This is a genomic window from Pantoea sp. BS_8 (genome assembly GCF_041954965.1).
GTDB classification, from domain to species: domain Bacteria; phylum Pseudomonadota; class Gammaproteobacteria; order Enterobacterales; family Enterobacteriaceae; genus Pantoea; species Pantoea stewartii.
In genome coordinates, this window is record NZ_JAVAXU010000007.1 from 162255 (window position 1) to 184770 (window position 22516).

Consider the following 22516-nt stretch of genomic DNA (forward strand, 5'->3'; position numbering starts at 1 on the left):
CAGCGACCTGATAAGGAAAAGCACCATGTCGGCAATCGGTAATACATTTCATCACATCGGTATTGTGGTTCAGGATATTGAAGCCAGTGAAGCCTGGTATAGCCAAATGCTGGGATTTACGCGTCTGTATGATTATGGCTGGCCGGGCGTACAGGTTGTTTTTATTGCGCGGGGCAATGTGAAACTGGAGCTGTTTCAACATGCGCAGGCCACCCCGATGGATCCACAGCGGCAATGCGCAGAAACCAATCTGAAAATCGGCGGTATCAACCATTTCGCGCTTCAGGTCGACGATCTCAATGAGGCGGTTGCGGAACTGCAGGCAAAAGGTGTCGAGATCGTTTCCCCGCCCCGTGCCGTACCCAACGGCGATGGCGATCGTTTCGCTTTCATTCATGATAACGAGAAGATGCTCGTCGAGCTTTTTCAGCCCGGCCGCTAACCCGCCTCCTGTCTGGAATGATTTCACTCGCGACGGGGCGAACGCGCGCGTCGCCTGATAGAACCTGACAAAGGCTTTACGCTACCCCTTTTCCTTTAAATACCCATATGAACCCTGTCACAAAACGCGCATTCGGTTTTTCGGGCTGGTTAAACGTCCACCCGCCCGGCAAACTTGTTAAAGCCTTGTTGCACATAGCCCAATGTAATTGTTAACGGCCATTAATGCGCATAGCGCATCAGTCGATGAGTTTATTGCGCTTATTTACTTTATTTTCCTGATCCAGTCTTCAGCAACAGGCGCAGCAAAAAGCGTCAATGATAAACTGGAGATACCGATGCATTCCTCGACTTCACCTATGACCACTCGCGCCAGAATCGGCGCCATCTTGCGCGTTACCTCGGGCAACTTTCTGGAACAGTTTGACTTCTTTCTGTTTGGTTTTTATGCCACCTACATCGCGCATACTTTCTTTCCGGCGAGCAGTGAGTTCGCCTCACTGATGATGACCTTTGCCGTCTTCGGCGCAGGTTTCCTGATGCGCCCGATCGGCGCCGTGGTGCTGGGCGCTTATATTGATAAAGTCGGCAGACGCAAAGGATTGATCGTAACCCTGTCCATTATGGCTACGGGCACCTTTCTGATTGTATTAATTCCGTCTTATCAGAGCATTGGCCTTTGGGCCCCGATGCTGGTGCTTATCGGTCGCCTGTTGCAGGGCTTCTCTGCCGGTGCCGAACTGGGCGGCGTGTCGGTTTACCTGGCCGAAATCGCTACGCCAGGCCGTAAAGGCTTCTATACCAGTTGGCAGTCGGGCAGCCAGCAGGTCGCCATTATGGTTGCCGCTGCCATGGGCTTTGCCCTGAATGCCGCCCTGGAAGAGAGCGCGATTCGTGAATGGGGCTGGCGTATTCCGTTCCTGTTTGGCTGCCTGATTGTGCCTTTCATTTTCTTTCTGCGTCGTAAGCTGGAAGAAACGCAGGAATTTAATGCTCGCCGTAAGCATCTGGCGATGCGCGAGGTCTTTAAAACCCTGTTAGCTAACTGGCAGGTAGTGGTTGCGGGCATGTTGATGGTGGCGATGACCACAACAGCGTTCTATCTGATTACCGTTTATGCCCCCACCTTCGGCAAGAAGGTGCTGATGCTCAGTGCGTCTGACAGCCTGCTGGTTACGCTGCTGGTGGCCATTTCCAATTTCCTCTGGCTGCCGGTCGGGGGTGCCCTGTCTGACCGCTTTGGACGTAAACTGGTTCTGATTGCCATGACGTTGCTGGCCCTGGCAACGGCTTATCCGGCCCTGACGCTGCTGGCCGAAGCCCCGAGTTTTACGATGATGCTGACCGTACTGCTGTGGCTGTCATTTATCTACGGCCTGTATAACGGTGCGATGATTCCTGCCCTGACCGAGATTATGCCAACCGAAGTTCGGGTGGCGGGCTTTTCACTCGCTTACAGCCTCGCAACGGCTGTCTTTGGCGGATTTACCCCGGTGATTTCAACCGCATTGATAGAGTACACCGGCGATAAAGCGTCACCCGGTTACTGGATGAGCTTTGCTGCCGTCTGTGCCCTACTGGCGACGCTGTATCTTTACCGCCGCAGCGCTGTCAATTTACAACCCGCCGTTAAACATTAAGTCAGGGACTCCATTATGAAACGACTATACCGATCACTCCTTGCCACCCTCGTGCTTTCAACCGTCAGCACGACGGTACTGGCAAAGGACGTGACCGTGATGATCTCTGGTGGCTTTAAAGCCGCCCTGGAGAAACTCACGCCTCAGTTTGAAGCCCAAAGCGGTGACAAAATTATCCTGGTATCCGGCCCTTCAATGGGTAAAACCCCGCAGGCAATCCCTAACCGCCTGGCACGTGGTGAAAAGGCCGATGCGGTAATTATGGTGGGCAATGCGCTGACTCAGCTGGAAAAAGACAAGTGGATAAAACCCGGCTCACGCGTGGAGCTGGCTGACTCGCCGATTGGTATTGTCGTGAAGCAAGGCGACGCTAAGCCCGCAATTAAGACGGATGACGAATTACGTCAAACCTTACTGAGCGCGAAGTCTATTGCGTATTCCGATAGCGCCAGCGGTCAGTATGTCAGCAGCGAGTTGTTTAAGAAGTTAGGCATTGAAGACAAAGTCAAAGCACATCAGGTCGAACGTATTCCTGTCGCCTCGGAAGTGGCAAAAGGCCACTATGCACTGGGACTGCAGCAGGTCAGCGAACTGCTGCCCGTCAAGGGCGTGACTTTTGTTGGCGAGTTGCCTGACGATGTCCAGTACATTACCCGCTTCGCGGGCGCTGTCCCGGCGAAAGCCGTGCATCCGGAAGCAGGTAAAGCGCTACTTGATTTCCTGGCCTCAGCCCAGGCGCAGGCGGTCGTTCACGCAACCGGTTTGCACTCGGTGAAAACGCAGCAGCCTGTTACGCAGCGTGATACTGTTCAGTAATGAGCTTTTCCAGTTCTGCTGCAATATACGACTGAATACGTCCGCTGCGTCTGAGCAGCCCTACAGTACGTTTCACCACCGGATCGGTGAGGGGTAACTGCACCAGCACCGAATGACCGGATGACGGCATCGACATGGCGGGCACGGCAGCAATGCCGATTCCCGCTTCAACCATACCGAGCATCGTGGTCACATGTCGGGTTTCACAGATACTGGGACGCGCCGGAACAACATGACCCAGGGCAGAGTCCAGCAGGTTGCGATTACCCGACGTCTTATCCAGCCCCACATAATCCTGCTGATAAAATTCCTGCCATGTCAGTCCTTTACGGCTGGCAAGCGGATGGTCGTGTCGGCAGGCGACAACATAAACATCCTCAACCAGGGGTAAAAATTTGGTGCCAGGTGGTGGATTGCCGGAGAAGCAAATGCCAAAATCTGCCTGACCACTGGTTACCGCCTCGATCACGTTGCCTGCGCTGCTATCAATGATTTTGACGCGTACGCGAGGATAGCGGGCCTGAAAGCGGCGAATGACATCCGGCATAAAATAGTAGGCCGCAGAGGGCACCGTCGCCACCGTCACCAGTCCGGTCCGATCCTGGCTGACTTTACTGATATCGGCCATAACCTCTTCAAAATTAGCGAGCAGCTGCTCCGAACGTGCGGCAAATGTCTGACCATAAAGCGTAAGCGTAACCCGGCGCGTGGTTCTGTCGAACAGCTTAATCCCCAGTGCCGTTTCCAGCTTTTCAATCCTGCGGCTCAGGGCCGACTGGGACAGGCAAATGGACTCCGCTGCAATGCGGAAATTGCCATATTCGACCAGGGCGCGAAACGCGTACAGATCGTTAAGATCGAAATTAACCGGCATGGCGACAGACATTCCCGTGATGTTGAAAAGGCTGGAACCATAGTGCCTTATCGCTTAACAGCAAACAAAGTGAAATATGCGCGAAACGGCGGGTGTTAAGCGGGGAAACCGGTCACCCGTGAAGGCAGGCGACCGGGAAAAATACTCAGACAGGATGCGGCGTGGATGAACGGGAAACGTTTCTGACCGCTTCCTCGACGCGCTCAGAATTGCTCTGAATACTGGCGATTACCTCACCCGCCTGACGCATAAGATTAACTCCACGCGCCGTGTTTTTCAGGTTATTTTCGATGTCTTCCAGCACCTTTTTCGCCAGCTGATTATTACTGGACACCACGCGTCCTATTTCTTCTGTCGCTTCGTTAATACGTGCCGCCAGCGTGCGTACCTCGGCGGCTACGATGGCAAAACTGCGCCCCGACGTGCCGGCGCGGGCAGCCTCAATGGCTGCATTCAGCGCAATAAAGCGCGTCTGCTCGGCGATATTGCGAATGGAATGCACCATATCGGCAATCCGGTCAGACTGGCCGTTCAGGCCAAAGACATCCGCCGAAACGCTGTTCATCTCATTGGCGATTTCCGCCATCGTTCTGACGCTGTCTTCGATGACATCGGCACCCGTTACCGAGCTTTCACGTGTCTGTTGCGCCATCTTCCATGCGTGCTGAGCGGCTTCGTTTTCCTGCTGGTTTTGCAACACCTGCTCCGTCACATCCGTCGCGAATTTCACGATCTTATATAACCGGCCTTCGGTATCAAAAACCGGGTTATAGGTTGCACGCAGCCAGATGGTTTTACCCTGGCGGTTAAGGCGCGGATACTGGCCGGAAAAAAATTCGCCCTGGTTCAGGCGTTGCCAGAACTGCTGATATTCCTGGCTGTTACGCAGTTCCTCAGAGCAAAACATACGGTGATGCCGCCCGAGGATCTCATCGGCTTTGTAGCCGGTCGCTTTCAGGAAGTTTTCATTCACCTCCAGTACTTCCCCGGCCTTATTAAATGCAATGACGGCCATTGAGCGGCTGATCGCCTGTACCATGGCATCCTGCTGCTGCGCTTCGCTGATACGCTCGGAAATATCAGCCGCCAGCTTGATGACCTTAATCACCCGACCCTGCCGATCTTTTACTGGCACATAGCTGGCTTCCAGCCAGACGGGATGATTATCTTTGCCCAAACGCAGGTATTTACCGCTGAAGCTCTTGCCGCTGGCCAGCCGTAGCCAGAACTGGCGATACTCGGCTGAGTTGACCAGCGAGGGCGAGCAAAACATGCTGTGATGACGACCCACGATTTCTTTTATCTCATAGCCCATCTTGTTGAGAAAAAGATCATTTGCCCGAAGGATCGTGCCTTCTGGCGTAAACTCGATGATCGGAATGGCATCATTCAGTGCTTTGAGCGAATCGGCGGCGTGTTTATGCTGGTGTTTTGAGAAAAGGGAAAATAATTTTTTTAGAATTGTCATTTTTATACTGCCATGTTGAGTGGTCTGGAGAGTTTATCGGCAGAAGAAAGAGCAGGCTTGAGACAATGGAGAATAAACAGGCAACAGATTGTGACCGGGCTAATAACGTTAATTAAAGGATGAATACAACGCCCTTTATTTTTTTGGCCGCGTTAAAACGTAATGACTGACATTAAGTGGAAAATTATTTGCACACCGGGTTTACGTCACTGTCGACATAAACCGTCCTTTTCACGCTCTGCAGCGACCAAAAAAAAGCTGCCATCAGGCAGCTCTTTGCGCATCTTTCAACACGACGCGGTTATTTATACAGCTCGGCGGTCATGTGGACACGGTCGTTCGTGTTGGCTTCGATGATTCTGTACTGCGCACCCTGCTGTTCAGCCTGGGCTGCAATTTTCGCTTCGGTACCATCAAGGGTGGAACCAGTTGCGGTGACAGTTTGCGCAAAAGCAGAGGCTGACATCAGTGAAAGCGCAGCAACGGCAGCAAGGGAAAGTGTTTTCATGGTTTTCATAATCCGGTTCCTTATCATGTAAGCGGGAAAGCAGTGTGCTTTCGATGGGAGTAATGATAACCATAGTTATTAATACAAAGTTAACAATAAGTGCCGCAATTGTGATCCTGCTATCTATCACGCTGATAGCTAAAACCTCATGCCGACGTTGCGGAATTGACATATAACGTTTTTGGTAAGGGTGACTGAGGCAGGAAAAGCAGAGGCTCAGCGCGAGCTGCAGCTATATTTCACGTTTTGCTATGCCAGGGATTAAGGATATCTCACCTGTCTGGCAGATCTTATCTGCGCACTAAGGGCGGTTAACTGCGAAGGTTGTGCGCTTTTAAGCGCACACATCTTGATGACTGCTGCCAGACGACAAACAGGATAATGCTTTACTGCTTGCGCACGTTAGTACGTAGCGCGCCTTTTTCCCCTGTTGGTTTCTTACGTGTTAACCCATGGCTTAGATTCCAGAGAGCGGATGGGTTTGTTTGTCACGGCTTTCGGCTTTCGGCTTTCGGCTTTCGGCTTTCGGCTTTCGGCTTTCGGCTTTCGGCTTTCGGCTTTCGGCTTTCCAGGTAAGCAAAGCGCACTAAAATTTGCCAGTAATCCTGAAAAATCATGCCTTTTCGCCCTCCTCCGCTCTTTTCTTTAACTACCTGTTTTTTCCTGTGGCAAAAGCGACTGGAATATTACGCGTTAATGTGCGTCTTTTCATCGGGGTGATATAGTCTGCTGAGAGGCTTTATCAGCGCCATCTGCGCGCTGATATTTTGTGGAGGAGAGCTTTAATGGCGCTGTACGCTCTGGACTGGTTTAGTCGCAATGGTATGGAGTGCTCGCGCGTTAAAGCGCATAACGCAACCTTTCCAAAACACACGCACGATGAATATGTGCTTAGCGCCAACCTGTCGGGCATTGAGGAAATCACACTTAATGGCCAGACACTGCAGGTCAATGCGGGCCAGATCACTCTGTATAATCCGGCCAGCATCCAGTCTTCACGTTTCGATCAGCACGGCGCTGAATTCCTCAGCATCCATATTCCGCAGACGCTATTAAAAACATTCAATCTCAGCCAAAATCTCAGCAGTCACTGTGAGGCACCCGTTTTAACTGAAGGCGTTTTCACGCATCAGGGGTTATTTAACGCTATATGTCGCTATGCCCAACTGACACAACACCATGACAGCGAAGAGGAAGAGCAGGCACTTTTGCTGTTGTGCGCAGAACTGTTCTCTGAGAAAGTCACGCGAGATGCCGTGGTCGATAAAGACCTGGACCGCATCATTGCTTTTATGCGCCAGCATGTGAACATGAAGCTTACGCTGAATGCATTGGTGCAGGTAGCGGGAATAAGCAAATACGCGCTGGTGAGGCGTTTTACTGCTTATACCGGGCTTCCACCTTTGCAGTATCACATGCAGCTTCGCCTGTGTGCAGCGCGGGCGCTTCTGCGACAGAATCAGCATCCTCTGGACGCCGCGCATCGCCTGGGATTTTACGATCAAAGCCATTTTATCAATGCGTTTCGCAAAGTAATGGGCACCACGCCCAAACACTATGCTTCACAGGTAGGTTCAGGAAAGCAAAAATTCTTTATAACCTGAAACGATGACGTAAAAAGCAAAACAGGCAAAGATAAGGGCAGAAAGCATGTAGGAATATCTCAACAACTTTTGTCCTAATAGCCTGCCGCCCACGCTGCCAACCAGACAGAGCACACCCGTCCATATCACCCCGGCCAGAAAAAAACCGCTCAGAAATAGCGTGGTTCCGGTAAGGTTTTGCTCCCCGAAACGGGAAATGAGCGCGCCACCCACCGTCGCAAACCACAGAATGGCGGTGGGTGAGGACAGGGCCAGTACAATTCCGCGACGGAACTCACGGAACAGCGACAGCCTGACAGTCACCTGTGATGTGTCGATATCGTTAACTGTATTGAAGGCAGCCATCAGCATTTTAACGGTGAACCCTGTCAGCAGAAGCCCTCCAACCGACCAGATTATCCATCGCACTATCTCGAATTGCAGCAACACCGCCATGCCCGCCAGCGCCAGCACGGCATAAAAAAGATCGCCTATACAGGTGCCGATGCCCAGCGAAAATCCCTGAAAATATCCCCGCTGCATTGCCAGCGTAATCATTGCGATGTTGGCAATGCCGATATCCAGACACAGTGACAGACTTAAGAAAAACCCCGTCGAAAAGGACATCATCGCACTGCACTCCTGCACGAAAGAACCTCGCGCTGCGCCACCTGATATGTGCCTGTAAATTCTGTAAAAAGAGCCCATTCTGGAGAGCGAAGCGTAAACTGAAGCGGCGTCATCGAGTTCCCTGCCTGACCGTGAGTGATACCTTATTTCATTCTTTTACTCAGCTCAGGTATTGGAAAAAATTGCAGCGAAGGGATGAAGGGAAATTCAGCCGACGGGGAAAGGGAATAAAGCGGGCGGTACGACATGATCCGCCCGGGGAACCTGGAGCAGAATAATCAGGCGGTGGTGTTAATGTTCCGCCCTACAGCCGGGTTCGCGGGAAGGGCAGTAACGCCTTCCACCAGTGTAGTGATGGTATCTGCCTGTTGGTTCAGGGTTTTCTTTAACAGCGTCGCATTGGCTTCACCACGTGCCTGCCATTGATCTAACCCTGCAGACAGCGTTGTGAGTTGCTGAATATCCATGCAGTTGCTCCTTATGTTGACTGAGCCCCAAACGGGGGTCACATAATACTGGCGACGGATTTCGCCAGTGGCGCATAAAGTATCGGCTCTGAGTATTAAAACTTTAGTGCCAGTTAAATATTGGAAAAATTTATTAATCCAGAAGAATCACACGATACACGACTTATTCGTAACAACATACTCCAGCCTCCAGGGTAATACTTACAATTTTTTTAGGATTTTTAAATTTCATAATTGTTTAACTTGTTTAACAACGCCACTCTATTTTATTCTGGCCCTGCTCTTAGGAGTTCCTTAACAAAAAACAGGATGATAAAAATGAAAAAAAGCATTTTTGTAATGATGATGATGGCAGGGGCTTCAGCAAGTGTTCATGCTGAGAAAACATCTTATACACCCGATTTATCAGCTGATAGTTTCAGTGTATCTGCTTCAACAGGTATGCTGGGCGGTAAATCAGGAGAACTTGTTTACGACCCTGATACTGGACGGAAAATCAGTCAGCTTGACTGGAAGATAAAAAACGTTGCCATTCTGAAAGGTGACATTTCATGGGATGCCTACCCATTTCTGACGCTTAACGCGCGTGGGTGGACTTCTCTGGCCAGTGGTTCCGGCCATCTGGATGATTATGACTGGCAGGATAGCAATCAAGGTAACTGGACCGATCATTCCTCGCATCCTTATACGCGTATGAACTACGCAAATGAATACGATCTCAATCTGAAAGGCTGGTTCCTGCAGGGAGATAACTACCGAGTAGGCGCTGTAGCAGGCTATCAGGAAACCCGATTCAGCTGGACTGCAATTGGCGGTTCTTTCAATTACGACAATGGTACGCTGGTAGGAGATTTCCCCAGAGATCAAACAGGTATCGGTTACAGTCAGCGTTTTTCAATGCCATATGTAGGATTGACAGGACGCTATCGCATCAATGATTTCGAATTTGGTGCTTTACTTAAATTCAGCGACTGGGTGAATGCTCACGATAATGACGAGCACTATGTGCGCCAGTTAACCTTCCGCGAAAAAACATCCAGTTCACGCTACTACGGTGCATCTGTTGATGCCGGTTATTACGTTACACCTAACGCAAAAGTCTTCGCTGAATTTACTTACAGTAAATACGAAGAAGGTAAAGGTGGCACACAAATTTTTGATAATGTAAGTGGCCAGTCCGGGAATATTGATGGTGACGCAGCAGGCATAGCAAACCACAATTATACGGTTACAGCAGGATTGCAATATCGCTTTTAATTAGACGTTAATAATTAAGGCGAAACATAGTTTCGCCTTTAAATTTAAATATTCCCAGAAAGTTATTCTGATTTGGTAATAACAACTGCTATATATGATTGCAGTTTCAAACAAACCGCGGCACAAAACTCACCGGAAAATTCAGCGAATTCGCGATAAAACACGCATCGTGAGCATGGTGGTGCAGCGCTTCTGCGCGCGCAGCGTCTGCCGGATCGCGCAATGTGACCAACGGCTTCAACGTGATTTGCGTGAAATGCCCCCGCTCACCCTCGACCATTGTGCCCTCCGCCGCATCCTCATAAGCCTCGACGATGATACCAGCATCAGCGCACAGATGCAGATACCATAATTTATGGCAGGCGGACGCCGAGGCCAGCAACAGTTCTTCGGGATTCCAGCGCGTGGCATCGCCCCGAAAGGCCGGATCGGCACTCAGTGCGATGGTCGCTTTCCCCTCAGCGGCAAGCTCACCATTGCGATCGTACGCGGTGTAGGAATCTGTACCGCTGCCACGGTTACCGGTCCAGCGAATGTGAATATGGTAATGATGTTCCCGATTAGCCATCTTGCATCCTTTTAAAGGCTGAAGGTGATTCTGGAGAAAGTGCCCATCGTGATTTCAGGCCTGTAGCCCAGCGGATTGATGCTCAGAGCCTGATGTTATAACGGACAATATCATCCACCTGTGCCAGCTTATCGTACAATCTGCGGGCAGGATTGTTTTCATTTGTCACCCAATATACTTTCGCCCAACCCAGTTCACGGGCTTCATCGCAGACTGCTACGATTAGGGCTTTTCCCGCACCTACGCCGCGCTTGTTTTCCTTAACAAAGAGATCTTCCAGATAGCATACGGGCTGGGTGACCCAGGTCCCTTCGTGTATCACGCATATCGCGAAACCGATCACGCTGCCGTTGTGTTCGGCGAGTCGACATATGAGCGCGGAGTCAGGTGAATGGATTCTCTGCCAGGTAGATAGCGTGACGCTCTCATCCAGGTGATGACCATAAAACAGCAGGTAATCTTTCCAGAGCCCCAGCCAGGCTGCGTAATCATCCGGCAGGGCATTACGAACGTTAAGCATTGACGTTCCTTTTAGTCAATGGGCCAGATAACTCGCCGCTGTAATGCCATGACGACGCTACACATCGCGGATACGAAAACAGCGACTGACGGCTTGTTGGAGCCTGCTCAATCAGTAAAGCAGCTGTCTCCCTCAGAAGCTATCTTAATTCGATGGAGTCTGTAAAATCGTGGCTGATGACCATAATAACGATGACAGCGCAGGCGCATTCAACCAGGGTATTACGAATGGCTGTGGAATTTTGCGATTCCTACTTAAGCGAGGCAGCGGCCCAGCCCTTTCTCAAAGAAAACCATAATATAAAGAAGTATATTTTCGACAGTCTGTCAGAAAAGCACTGAACTACACAGTCCCTCAAAAAAAGGGTGACCATGGATCATGGTGATTGTTAAACAGAGTGACAGCAAGCTCTGCCACACTGTTTAACAGAACATAACCTCAGAAAATTTTGAATAATTAATTATATAAATCAACGAATTAAATCTTTTATAGCTACTTTAATATGCCTTACGGTGTTACTCAGTTGAATATATTCATTCTGACATTCTCGTCTTGTCTTTCAGAGAAAATATAAGTGGAAAGCCAGCCCAGGACATTCGGACCGGCTTCCTTATAGATGATGGCGACAGGTCATCGGTTCATTCATGTACTCACAGAAATGCCAACGTCGCCTTCTTACGCCACTTCTCCATTTTCCTGCCTGTACTCTTTCGGTGTCGTCGCATAGCTCTTCTTGAACACCGAATAGAAATACTGCAATGAGGGATAACCACACATCTGCGAGATCTCATTGATACTGAGTGACGAGCCCGCCAGCAGTTCCTTTGCCTTTTCCAGCTTTTCGCGATGGATCATGGCGTGAATCGTATCGCCGGTTTCGTCACGGAAACGCTTCTCCAGGTTAGAACGCGACAGGCCAATGGCATCCAGTACCTGCTCCACCTTAATGCCCTTACAGGCGTTAAAACGGATAAAATGCATCGCCTGAATCACTGCAGGATCGTGCAGCGAGCGGAAATCGGTTGAGCGGCGGGCAATCACTTTCACTGGCGGTACCAGAATGCGCTGGAGCGGCAGAACCTGCTTATCCAGCAGGCGGTGTAACAGCTTAGCGGCCTGATAACCCATTTGTCGTGAACCCTGAACTACCGAGGAAAGCGCGACGCGAGAGAGATAACGGGTCAGTTCTTCGTTGTCGATGCCAATTACGCACAGCTTCTCAGGCACCGGAATCTTCAGGTGCTCGCAGGCCTGCAGCAGATGACGCGCACGTGCATCAGTGACAGCAATAATGCCGGTATGCGGGGGAAGGGTTTGCAGCCAGTCGGCCAGGCGGTTTTGCGCGTGCTGCCAGTTCTCAGAGGCGGTTTCCATGCCCTGATAAACCACGCCCATATAGCGCTCACGCATGACGCGTTGGCGAAACGCCAGTTCGCGCTCCTGTGCCCAGCGTTTACCACTGGAAGCCGGCAAACCGTAAAATGCAAAACGGTTGATACCGCGCGCTTTCAGGTGCAGGAAGGCACTTTCCACCAGCGCGCTGTTGTCGGTGGCAATGTAGTGTACCGGCGGGTAATCCTCTTCACGATGATAGGAGCCACCCACACCGACGACCGGCACCGCCACGTCTGCCAGCGAACGCTGAATGGCGCTGTCGTCATAATCCGCAATCACGCCGTCGCCCAGCCACTCATGGATATTGTCAATGCGGCAGCGGAAATCCTCCTCAATGAAAATATCCCAGTTTGTCTGTGAAGCCTGTAAATACTCGCCAACGCCTTCAACCACCTGACGATCGTAAACCTTGTTGGCGTTAAACAGCAGGGTAATGCGGTATCGTTTCTCATGCATAGTGGCAGCGTCCCGTTAACTCCCAGCGAATTGCATAGCACAGCTGGATGCATCACAGAAATGGTTTGCGCCACAGTGTGATCGTTCACACGATTACATACGGCGGCGCGTTGCGGTGTCCATCCAGACCGCCAGCAGCAAAATCGCCCCTTTTACGATGTACTGCCAGAAGGTCGGCACATCCATCATGCTCATGCCGTTATCCAGCGAGGCCATGATAAACGCGCCCATCACCGCCCCGGCGACGGATCCGACGCCGCCAGCCAGGCTGGTGCCGCCGATAACACAGGCTGCAATCGCATCCAGTTCGGCGATGTTTCCGGCAGAAGGCGATCCCGCGCCCAGACGTGAGCTGAGGATCAGCCCCGCGATCGCCACCATCAGGCCATTGATGGCAAACACCGCCAGCTTGGTGCGCGCCACATTGATACCGGAAAGCCGGGCGGCATCAATATTGCCGCCGATGGCGTAAATGCGGCGGCCAAAAGCCGTGCGGGTGGCCATAAACATTCCCGCCAGCAGCAGCAATGCCAGCAGCAGTACCGGAGTAGGTACGCCACGGTAATCATTCAGCAGCCAGATCGCCCCCAGCACCAGCACGGCGGTGATCGCCTGGCGTGCCACGGTGCCGGTTGCCGCCGGTTGAGCCAGCCCCAACTGCTGACGACGCAGCCGTAAGCGCCACTGCCACAGAATAAACAGTGCCAGGCCGATAAAGCCAAAACCAAAACCGAAGCCGCCTGGCAAATAGCTTTGCCCAATCTGGGACATCGCCGGACTGGTCGGGGCAACGGTAGTTCCGTCGGTGATACCGACCAGGATGCCGCGAAACGCCAGCATACCGGCCAGCGTTACGATAAACGAAGGCACCTTGCGGTAAGCCACCCACCAGCCATTCCAGGTGCCCAGCAGCAGGCCAAGCACCAGCGTGACCACAATGGTCAGTGGCAGCGGCCAGCCCAGCCAGACGTCAAAGATCGCCGCCGCGCCGCCCAGCAGCCCCATCATAGAGCCAACTGAGAGGTCGATCTCAGCGGAGATAATGACAAACACCATGCCCACCGCCAGGATGCCGGTTATCGCCGTCTGGCGCAGCAGGTTAGAGACGTTGCGCGGGCTGAGCCAGGCACCGTCAGTAGTCCAGGTAAAAAACAGGGCAATCAACACAATCGCCCCCAGCATGACCAGCACCTGCAAATTACGCAGGCCGAGCTTGCTGGAGACGGGCTTGTTGGCCGGCGTCGATACGGCGGGCTTGGTTTCGCTGTTAAGCATAATGTTCACTCCGCAGAGCGGCTTCCATCACCTGCTCCTGAGTCAGATTGTCGTTAATCAGATCGGCTTTGATTTGCCCTTCATGCATCACCAGAATGCGGTCGCTGAGGCCCAGCACTTCGGGCAACTCAGACGAGATCACAATGACGGAGATGCCCTGCTGTACCAGCGCATTGATAAGCACATAAATTTCCTGCCGCGCACCCACATCAATACCGCGCGTGGGCTCATCCAGAATCAGAATTTTTGGATTGAGCAGCAGGCATTTCGCCAGAATCGCTTTTTGCTGGTTGCCGCCGCTGAGGCGGCCAATCGGCAGTTCAGGTGACGAGGTTTTGACCCGCAGGCGGGCGATAGCGGCATTAATGGCGTGCAGCTCGCTGGCTTCGTCAATTGTGGACAGGCGCTGGCTGAACTGATCCAGCGCCGCCAGAGTGATGTTTTTGCCCACGCCCATCAGCGGCACAATGCCGTCTTTTTTGCGATCCTCCGGTACCATGGCAATGCCGTGCGCGATCGCCTCCTGACAGTCGCGGATAGTCACTTTGTTGCCGTTAATCCGGATCTCACCCTGCCAGCGACCAGGCCAGACGCCAAACAGACACTGAACGGTTTCCGTTCGGCCAGCACCGACTAATCCGGCGATACCAAGGATCTCTCCCTTACGCAGGGTAAAGGACAGGTTATTCACGCGCTTGATGTGGCGGTTGACCGGGTGCCAGGCCGTCAGGTTGCTGACCTGCAGCACCGTGTCGCCAATCTCGTGAGGTGAATGTGGATAGAGCGCCGTGAGTTCACGTCCGACCATCATGGTGATGATATCGTCCTCACTCAGGCCCGCCGCCGGACGAGTGGCAATATGCTGACCATCGCGAATCACGCAGATGGTGTCCGAAATCGCCCGCACCTCGTTCAGTTTGTGCGAGATATAAATACAGGCGATACCGTGCTCGCGCAGGTTGTGGATGATACTGAGCAGTACCGTGGTTTCCTGCTCGGTCAGCGAGGACGTCGGCTCATCGAGGATAAGCAGCCGCACCTGTTTGTTGAGCGCCCGCGCAATCTCCACCAGCTGCTGCTGCCCCAGGCCCAGCTCACCCACGCGCGTGTCGGGCGAGACGTTAAGTTTGACCCGTTCCAGCAACTGCTGGCAGCGCAGCGTCATGGTTTCATCGTCCACCATGCCAAAGCGCCCCAGCTCTGCGCCCAGGAAGATGTTCTCCATCACGGTCAGTTGCCTTACCAGCGCCAGCTCCTGATGGATAATGACAATCCCTTTGCGTTCGGTATCGCGAATAGTCTGTGCCTGGATCGGGTCCCCGGAAAACTGAATCTGCCCCTCAAACTCCCCGTGCGGATACAGTCCGCACAGGATTTTCATCAGGGTCGATTTGCCAGAGCCGTTTTCACCACACAACGACAGCACTTCACCGGCATCCAGTTGCAGGCTGACGTTGTCCAGCGCCTTCACCGCGCCGAAACGCTTGGTGATATTTTTCATTTCCAGCAACATCGGTCTTCTCCTTCGCAGGATGGCGATCAGAGTTCACTCTTCTTGTGGAAACCGTCTTTCACCACGGTACTGTCGATATTGTCTTTGTTGACCTCGATGGGTGTCAGCAGGCGCGACGGCACGTCTTTCAGGCCGTTGTTGAGTTTGGCATTGCTGGCTGGCGTCTGACCGTTGCCCAGCTCGACGGCGACATTAGCTGCTTCAGTCGCCAGTTCTTTAATCGGTTTGTACACCGTCATGGTTTGCGTGCCATTCATGATACGTTTGATGGCGGCCAGATCGGCATCCTGCCCGGAGATGGCGACCTTACCGGCCAGCCCCTGCGCGCTGAGCGCCTGGATCGCTCCCCCCGCGGTAGCATCGTTTGAGGCCACAACGGCATCGATGTGGTTTTTATTGGCGGTCAGGGCGTTTTCCATGATTTTCAGTGCATTTTCCGGCAGCCAGGCATCAACCCACTGATCACCGACAACTTTTATGCTGCCATTATCAATAGAGGGTTTTAACACCTTCATCTGCCCTTCGCGGAACAGGCGGGCGTTATTATCGACAGGCGATCCGCCCATCAGGAAGTAATTGCCTTTGGGCACTTTTTTCACCAGGCTTTCGGCCTGCATTTCGCCGACTTTTTCATTATCAAACGAAATATAGAAATCGATATCGGCATTATTAATCATGCGATCATAGGCCAGAACTTTAATGCCTTCGCGTTTCGCTTCTGCCACGACGTTACTTAATACCTGACCGTTGTAGGGAATAATAACCAGCACATCCACGCCGCGGTTAATCATATTTTCGATTTGCGACATTTGCGTTTCTTCATTGCCATTGGCAGACTGCACGAAGACTTTTGCGCCCTTTGCTTCCGCCTGTTTAACGAAGATATCGCGGTCTTTTTGCCAGCGTTCCAGACGTAAATCGTCAATGGCCATGCCGATTTTGACTTCTTTTGCCAGACTGGCCTGACTGAACAGCGTAAGCGCCGCAAGCGCAGCGAGTAATGCGGGTTTCATTTTCATCATGGTCATCCTGTAGGGAACGGTTATTGTCGTTGTAAGGCTATGAACCAGGCGGATGAATTGTTCACCTTATTTTTACCTGCCAGCAATTACTGATTTTTATCCGGCTATTACGTTTTTTGGTTTATTTCTGAATTTTTGAGCGCGATCCAAATTTTAACATTTTCAGACTCGCCGTTACCGCAAACTGCACAGCATGAGGTCATCTCATTGTCATATTTTTTTGCGAGCAAGCGCACAATAAATAATTCTCTTACTGCCTGTGTGAAATATCGTAATTGAGTGGTCAGAAAGCGGATACGCACAATATGGCTTCTGGGTAACCCATTCGGGACCACTGTTAAGGAGCAAACCATGCACGCTTATTTTGACCAGCTTGATCGCGTTCGCTACGAAGGCGCAAAAACCAGTAATCCTCTGGCCTTCCGCCACTACAACCCTGACGAAGTCATCCTGGGGAAAACCATGGCTGAGCATCTGCGCTTCGCCGCCTGTTACTGGCACACCTTCTGCTGGAATGGCGCGGACATGTTTGGTGTCGGCGCTTTTGATCGTCCATGGCAAAAAGCGGGCGATGCGCTGGCGCTGGCCAAACTGAAAGCGGACGTTGCCTTTGAGTTTTTCCACAAGCTGAACGTGCCTTACTACTGCTTCCACGATGTGGACGTCTCACCTGAAGGTGACTCCTTAAAAAGCTATCGCGAAAACCTGGCGGTAATGACCGATACGTTGCAGGCGAAACAGCAGGAAACGGGCTTAAAACTACTCTGGGGCACCGCTAACTGCTTTACACATCCGCGCTACGGTGCGGGTGCCGCCACCAATCCGGATCCGGAAGTATTTTCCTGGGCCGCCAGTCAGGTGTGCAGTGCAATGAAAGCGACCCAAACGCTGGGGGGCGAAAACTACGTACTGTGGGGCGGACGCGAAGGCTATGAAACGCTGTTAAATACCGACCTGCGCCAGGAGCGCGAGCAGATTGGCCGCTTTATGCAGATGGTCGTTGAACATAAGCACAAAATCGGCTTCCAGGGCACGCTCCTGATTGAACCCAAACCGCAAGAGCCGACCAAACATCAGTACGATTATGACGTCGCGACGGTTTATGGCTTCCTGAAGCAGTTTGGCCTGGAAAAAGAGATTAAGGTAAACGTGGAAGCCAACCATGCCACGCTGGCGGGTCACTCATTCCATCACGAAATAGCGACGGCAATTGCGCTGGGTGTATTTGGTTCGGTCGATGCCAATAGGGGTGATGCCCAGTGTGGCTGGGACACCGATCAGTTCCCGGTCAGCGTGGAAGAGAACGCGCTGGTGATGTATGAAATTATCAAAGCAGGCGGCTTTACCACAGGCGGCTTAAACTTTGATGCCAAAGTACGTCGGCAGAGCACCGACAAGTACGATCTGTTCTATGGACACATCGGAGCCATGGACACGATGGCGCTGGCGTTGAAAGTGGCGGCGCGTATGCTGTCTGACGGTGAGCTTGATCAGCGCGTGGCACAGCGCTACAGCGGCTGGAACGGGGAGTTTGGTCAGCAGATTTTGAAAGGTGAGTTTTCACTGGAAACGCTCGCGGCCCATGCGCACCAGCAGCAGTTCAATCCGCAACATCGCAGCGGTCGCCAGGAGCAACTGGAAAACCTGGTGAATCATTACCTCTATGACTTCTAATCCGTAAGGAGCGCGACATGGTAATCGGGATCGATATCGGCACATCCGGCGTAAAAGTCGTGTTGCTGGATGTGCAAGGGCAGGTGGCGGCGGTGGAAACGGCCCCACTAACGGTTTCCCGCCCGCATCCGTTATGGAGCGAGCAAGATCCCGAAAGCTGGTGGCAGGCCACGGATAAGGCAATGCAGGCACTGGCACAACGGCACGACCTGAGCACGGTGAAAGCTGTGGGCCTGACAGGACAGATGCACGGCGCGACCTTGCTGGACGCGCAGCATCGGGTGCTGCGTCCCGCCATTCTCTGGAACGACGGACGCAGCGGCGATCAGTGCCGTGAACTGGAGCAGCGGGTACCTGACTCACGGCGCATCACCGGTAACCTGATGATGCCAGGCTTTACCGCGCCCAAACTATTATGGGTGCAACAGCACGAACCAGACATTTTTGCCCGGATTGCCAGGGTGCTGCTGCCTAAAGATTACCTGCGCTGGCGCCTGAGCGGCGAGTTTGCCAGCGACATGTCTGATGCAGCCGGAACCATGTGGCTGGATGTGGAAAAGCGTGACTGGAGTGAGCAGATGCTCGCGGCCTGCGGGCTGGATCACAGCCAGATGCCAGCCCTGTTCGAAGGCAACCAGATTACCGGTACTTTATCAGCCGCGATCGCGCAGCGCTGGTCGCTGCCGCAGGTGCCGATCGTGGCGGGCGGTGGCGATAACGCGGCAGGCGCGGTCGGCGTCGGCATGGTCGCGCCGGGGCAAGGGATGTTGTCACTCGGTACCTCCGGCGTGTACTTCGTGGTCAGCGAAGGCTATCTCAGCAATCCCGAGCAGGCGGTACACAGCTTTTGTCATGCGCTGCCGCAGCGCTGGCACCTGATGTCGGTAATGCTGAGCGCCGCTTCCTGCCTGGACTGGGCAGCGTCACTGACGGGCTGCGATGATGTCCCGCACCTGTTAGCCGAAGCGGAACGTGCAAAAGACGATGCGCCCCCCTTGTGTTTTTTGCCTTATCTTTCCGGTGAACGCACACCGCATAATAATCCGCATGCCTGCGGCAGCTTCTTTGGGTTTACCCACCAGCATGGGCGACCCGAGCTGGCGCGCGCCGTGCTGGAAGGCGTCGGTTTTGCGCTGGCGGATGGCATGGATGTGGTTCACGACTGCGGCGTAACACCCGAAAGCATCATGCTGATTGGCGGTGGAGCACGAAGTCGCTACTGGCGGCAGATGCTGGCAGATATCAGCGGACAAACACTGGACTACTGCGAAGGTGGCGATGTCGGCCCGGCGCTGGGTGCCGCCCGACTGGCGCAGATGGCAATAGATAACAATCTGACCATTCCGGCCCTGAAGCAGGTGCAGCGCCATGAGCCAGATCCGGCTCGTCATGCACATTATCAGCCGAGACGTGAGACGTTCAGTCGGTTGTATCAGCAGTTGCTGCCGCTGATGAATCAGTAATTCAGAAAAAAGGGGCAACAGGGTTGCCCCTTTTTCTTTTAACCAATCGCCCCCAGCGCATCGTCCTGGCTTTGCTTTTTCGGCAGCAGGAACAGCGTTGCTGCAATATCCAGCAGGTAGATCAGGGCCAGTAGCGTGATAGCAGCCACGAAGGAGAATTTACCCGCCAGCAGCCCGATTACCAACGGACCCAATCCACCGACGCCGCGCCCCAGATTAAACAATACGTTCTGCGCGGTCGCACGAACCTGCGGCGGAAAGGTATCTGAGATCAATGCGCCATAGCCGCCAATCATACCGTTGACGAACAGGCCCATCAGCGCACCGGTAAACAGCATCACGGTCGGATCGCGCAGTTGCGCATAAACCACAACCATCACGACCGCACCGAACTGGTAAAGCAGGAAGATTTTCCAGCGCGCAAAGCGATCGGCCAGCACGCCAAACAGCCAGATGCCAAAGGTCATGCCCACCACGGTTACTGCCGTCCAGACGCCGGATTTGGTCAGACTGAAACCGAAGTTAGAGGACAGGTAGCTGGGCATCCAGATCATCAGGCCGTAATAACCGAAGTTCTGAACGGAACAGAGAATAAAGATCCCCAGGCTGGCTTTGCTGGTGGCACGGTCTTTAAACAGCAGTTTCAGTCGGGCGTGAAAGGACAGCGAGGGAACATGTTTAATTTGACGGGTGAAGCTCTCAGGTTCGCCCATGCTGCGGCGAATAACAAATGACACCAGCGCGGGCAGTAATCCCACCAGGAACATGCCGCGCCAGCCAATCACACTCAGTAAAGGCGGGGTGATAAATGCCGCCAGCAGTACGCCGAGTTGCCAGCCGATGCCGACCCAGGCCGAGGCGCGGTTGCGCTTTTCTGCCGGCCAGGCTTCTGCAATCAGCGCCATGCCGATGCCAAACTCACCGCCCAGTCCCATGCCCGCCAGCGTACGGTACGCCAGCAGATCCCAGTAACCCTGCGCCACTGCACACAATCCGGTAAAGACAGAGAACATCAGTATCGTGATGGTTAACACACGAATGCGCCCATAGCGATCGCTGAGGTGGCCAAACACAATGCCGCCGATGACCGCGCCGATCAGCGTCCAGGTCACCAGTGAACCAGCCTGTGACGGATCCAGTGCCAGCGACAGGCTGATAGCGGGCAGCATAAACCCGAGAATCAGCAGATCGAATCCGTCCATGGCATAACCGCTGACGGCAGCCAGCATCGCTTTCGCAGGCGTAATGCTCTGCTTAACAGGGAAAGAAGAGGACATGAGTGCGCACCCGTTGGTTAAAAAACTGGCGCAAGTATAAAGAGCTAAGAGGATGGGGTCTATGCAGAATAGCCGGAGCCGTGCGCCTTATGGCGCACGGTTGCGCGAGATCAAGACGGTTTGTTGCTACCGTCGTCGTCACCGGATAACAGCGCGTCCAGCCTGTCGCCGCCCACGTGACGGAAATCCTGACCTTTCACGAAGTAGAAAATGATTTCGCAGATATTCTGGCAGCGGTCACCGATACGTTCGATGGCGCGGGCGCAAAACAGCGCCGTCAGAACGCTGGGAATCGTCCGCGGATCTTCCATCATGTAAGTCATCAGCTGACGCACAATGCCTTCGTACTCTTTATCCACTTTCTTGTCTTCGCGGTAGATCTGCACGGCTTCGTTAAGATCCATGCGCGCAAAGGCATCCAGCACATCATGCAGCATCTGCACAGTATGACGGCCCAGCGATTCCAGGCTGACCAGCAGCGGCAGATGTTGCTGGCCAAACTTCTCCAGCGCAGTGCGGCTGATTTTCTCGGCAACATCGCCGATGCGTTCCAGTTCGGAGATGGTTTTGATAATCGCCATGACCAGACGTAAATCGATAGCGGTCGGCTGACGTTTGGCGATGATGCGCACACAGGCTTCATCAATCTCCACTTCCATCATGTTGACCTTCTGGTCGCCATCAATGACGCGCTGGGCCAGTTCGCCGTCCAGATTATGCATGGCGGTAATGGCATCGGTCAGCTGCTGCTCAACCATGCCGCCCATGATCATTACCTGCGTGCGGATGTGCTCCAGCTCAGCGTTAAACTGACCGGAGATGTGTTTATTCAGATTTAAACTGTCCATGGCGATCTCCTGTCTAATCAGCCGTAGCGACCTGTAATGTAGTCTTCCGTTTGTTTCTGTGCCGGCTTGGTGAACAGCGTGTCGGTGTCGCTGAACTCAATCAGTTCGCCCAGATACATAAACGCCGTGTGGTCGGAACAACGTGCCGCCTGCTGCATGTTGTGTGTCACGATCACGACGGTGTAATCCTGCTTCAGTTCAGTAATGAGTTCTTCGATACGGCCGGTAGAAATGGGATCCAGCGCTGAACAGGGCTCATCCAGCAGCAGGACTTCCGGACGAATGGCGATACCGCGCGCAATACACAGACGCTGCTGCTGGCCGCCTGACAGACTGTAGCCACTCTGATGCAGCTTGTCTTTGGTTTCAGTCCACAGGGCCGCCTTGGTAAGCGCCCACTGCACACGCTCGTCCATATCGGCACGAGACAGCTTTTCAAACAAGCGCACGCCAAAGGCGATATTGTCATAAATCGACATCGGGAAAGGCGTCGGCTTCTGGAACACCATGCCAACCCGGGCGCGCAGCAGAGCGATATCCTGGTTGGACGCCAGAATGTTGTCGCCGTCCAGCAGAATATCCCCTTCCGCGCGCTGCTCGGGATAGAGCGAATACATTTTATTGAAGGTTCGCAGCAAAGTGGATTTACCACAGCCTGAAGGGCCGATAAAGGCCGTCACCTGATTCTTCGCAATATCCAGGTTGATGTTCTTCAGAGCGTGAAACTTGCCGTAGTAAAAATTCAGATTACGGACCTGAATCTTACCCGCTGATGCAGTCGCAGTACTCATTGCTTTTCTCTCTTATACGACACCGCACAG

At 53.1% G+C, this 22516-nt stretch carries 21 protein-coding genes; 7 read left to right on the plus strand and 14 right to left on the minus strand.

Annotation, left to right across the window (positions count from 1 at the left end; genetic code table 11):
- Positions 1 to 25 precede the first annotated feature (25 nt).
- From RAC65_RS14720 to RAC65_RS14730, 3 genes are all read left to right on the plus strand, one after another.
- Positions 26 to 442 carry a VOC family protein gene (locus RAC65_RS14720; RefSeq protein ID WP_058701540.1) on the plus strand — a complete coding sequence of 139 codons (417 nt, stop codon included), beginning with the start codon at positions 26 to 28 and terminating at the stop codon, positions 440 to 442.
- 337 nt (positions 443 to 779) lie between these two features.
- The gene (locus RAC65_RS14725) at positions 780 to 2081 is read left to right on the plus strand and encodes an MFS transporter (protein WP_058701554.1); all 1302 of its coding nucleotides are present in this window, start codon (positions 780 to 782) and stop codon (positions 2079 to 2081) included.
- A 15-nt stretch (positions 2082 to 2096) separates the two neighbouring features.
- Positions 2097 to 2897: a substrate-binding domain-containing protein gene (locus RAC65_RS14730; RefSeq protein WP_375096835.1), complete on the plus strand. Its 801-nt coding sequence runs from the start codon at positions 2097 to 2099 to the stop codon at positions 2895 to 2897.
- On the opposite strand, the gene RAC65_RS14735 is transcribed toward RAC65_RS14730, so the two are convergent.
- The 3 genes from RAC65_RS14735 to RAC65_RS14745 all read right to left on the minus strand — a co-directional run bounded on the left by RAC65_RS14735 (position 2872) and on the right by RAC65_RS14745 (position 5756).
- Entirely contained in the window at positions 2872 to 3771 is a 900-nt protein-coding gene (locus RAC65_RS14735) for a LysR family transcriptional regulator (RefSeq protein WP_375096836.1), read from the minus strand. The genes RAC65_RS14730 and RAC65_RS14735 overlap by 26 nt on opposite strands.
- Before the next feature lie 145 nt (positions 3772 to 3916).
- A complete protein-coding gene (locus tag RAC65_RS14740; RefSeq protein ID WP_033737258.1) occupies positions 3917 to 5239 on the minus strand; it encodes a PAS domain-containing methyl-accepting chemotaxis protein in 1323 nt (440 codons plus the stop codon).
- Positions 5240 to 5540: 301 nt separating this feature from the next.
- Positions 5541 to 5756, minus strand: coding sequence for a YdgH/BhsA/McbA-like domain containing protein (locus RAC65_RS14745; protein ID WP_033737256.1), 216 nt, complete (start codon positions 5754 to 5756; stop codon positions 5541 to 5543).
- Between the two features lie 776 nt (positions 5757 to 6532).
- Here RAC65_RS14745 and RAC65_RS14750 point away from each other — a divergent pair.
- Positions 6533 to 7351: an AraC family transcriptional regulator gene (locus RAC65_RS14750; RefSeq protein ID WP_110268677.1), complete on the plus strand. Its 819-nt coding sequence runs from the start codon at positions 6533 to 6535 to the stop codon at positions 7349 to 7351.
- Here RAC65_RS14750 and RAC65_RS14755 read toward each other — a convergent pair.
- Both RAC65_RS14755 and RAC65_RS14760 read right to left on the minus strand, forming a co-directional pair.
- A complete protein-coding gene (locus tag RAC65_RS14755; protein ID WP_375096837.1) occupies positions 7322 to 7960 on the minus strand; it encodes a LysE family transporter in 639 nt (212 codons plus the stop codon). The two genes, RAC65_RS14750 and RAC65_RS14755, sit on opposite strands and share 30 nt — an antisense overlap.
- Before the next feature lie 278 nt (positions 7961 to 8238).
- Entirely contained in the window at positions 8239 to 8427 is a 189-nt protein-coding gene (locus tag RAC65_RS14760; protein WP_006121221.1) for a YjfB family protein, read from the minus strand.
- Between the two features lie 318 nt (positions 8428 to 8745).
- On the opposite strand from RAC65_RS14760, the gene RAC65_RS14765 reads away from it, so the two are divergent.
- A complete protein-coding gene (locus RAC65_RS14765) occupies positions 8746 to 9684 on the plus strand; it encodes an omptin family outer membrane protease (RefSeq protein ID WP_033737252.1) in 939 nt (312 codons plus the stop codon).
- Between the two features lie 106 nt (positions 9685 to 9790).
- Here RAC65_RS14765 and RAC65_RS14770 read toward each other — a convergent pair whose 3' ends face one another.
- From RAC65_RS14770 to xylF, 6 genes are all read right to left on the minus strand, one after another.
- The gene (locus RAC65_RS14770; protein ID WP_205957111.1) at positions 9791 to 10252 is read right to left on the minus strand and encodes an OsmC family protein; all 462 of its coding nucleotides are present in this window, start codon (positions 10250 to 10252) and stop codon (positions 9791 to 9793) included.
- An 82-nt stretch (positions 10253 to 10334) separates the two neighbouring features.
- Positions 10335 to 10772, minus strand: a complete 438-nt coding sequence (locus RAC65_RS14775) for a GNAT family N-acetyltransferase (protein WP_205957112.1) — start codon at positions 10770 to 10772, stop codon at positions 10335 to 10337.
- Positions 10773 to 11447: 675 nt separating this feature from the next.
- Positions 11448 to 12623, minus strand: a complete 1176-nt coding sequence (xylR, locus tag RAC65_RS14780; RefSeq protein ID WP_033737245.1) for a D-xylose utilization transcriptional activator XylR — start codon at positions 12621 to 12623, stop codon at positions 11448 to 11450.
- Positions 12624 to 12716: 93 nt separating this feature from the next.
- Complete coding sequence (gene xylH, locus RAC65_RS14785; RefSeq protein WP_110268680.1) at positions 12717 to 13898, minus strand: xylose ABC transporter permease XylH; 1182 nt, start codon at positions 13896 to 13898, stop codon at positions 12717 to 12719.
- Positions 13891 to 15411, minus strand: a complete 1521-nt coding sequence (locus RAC65_RS14790; protein WP_006121215.1) for a xylose ABC transporter ATP-binding protein — start codon at positions 15409 to 15411, stop codon at positions 13891 to 13893. Before RAC65_RS14790 ends, xylH begins: the two co-directional genes overlap by 8 nt.
- Before the next feature lie 26 nt (positions 15412 to 15437).
- Entirely contained in the window at positions 15438 to 16430 is a 993-nt protein-coding gene (gene xylF, locus RAC65_RS14795; protein ID WP_039339152.1) for a D-xylose ABC transporter substrate-binding protein, read from the minus strand.
- Between the two features lie 354 nt (positions 16431 to 16784).
- On the opposite strand from xylF, the gene xylA reads away from it, so the two are divergent.
- Together xylA and xylB are read left to right on the plus strand one after the other, a co-directional pair.
- Positions 16785 to 18107, plus strand: coding sequence for a xylose isomerase (gene xylA, locus RAC65_RS14800; RefSeq protein WP_033737241.1), 1323 nt, complete (start codon positions 16785 to 16787; stop codon positions 18105 to 18107).
- Between the two features lie 17 nt (positions 18108 to 18124).
- The gene (xylB, locus tag RAC65_RS14805) at positions 18125 to 19570 is read left to right on the plus strand and encodes a xylulokinase (protein WP_375096838.1); all 1446 of its coding nucleotides are present in this window, start codon (positions 18125 to 18127) and stop codon (positions 19568 to 19570) included.
- A 38-nt stretch (positions 19571 to 19608) separates the two neighbouring features.
- On the opposite strand, the gene RAC65_RS14810 is transcribed toward xylB, so the two are convergent.
- The 3 genes from RAC65_RS14810 to pstB form a co-directional block, all read right to left on the minus strand.
- Positions 19609 to 20847: an MFS transporter gene (locus tag RAC65_RS14810; protein ID WP_375096839.1), complete on the minus strand. Its 1239-nt coding sequence runs from the start codon at positions 20845 to 20847 to the stop codon at positions 19609 to 19611.
- Between the two features lie 110 nt (positions 20848 to 20957).
- Entirely contained in the window at positions 20958 to 21695 is a 738-nt protein-coding gene (gene phoU / locus RAC65_RS14815) for a phosphate signaling complex protein PhoU (RefSeq protein ID WP_006121211.1), read from the minus strand.
- Positions 21696 to 21712: 17 nt separating this feature from the next.
- On the minus strand, positions 21713 to 22486 hold the full coding sequence (pstB, locus tag RAC65_RS14820) for a phosphate ABC transporter ATP-binding protein PstB (RefSeq protein WP_033737235.1): 774 nt from the start codon (positions 22484 to 22486) through the stop codon (positions 21713 to 21715).
- Positions 22487 to 22516: the final 30 nt, after the last annotated feature.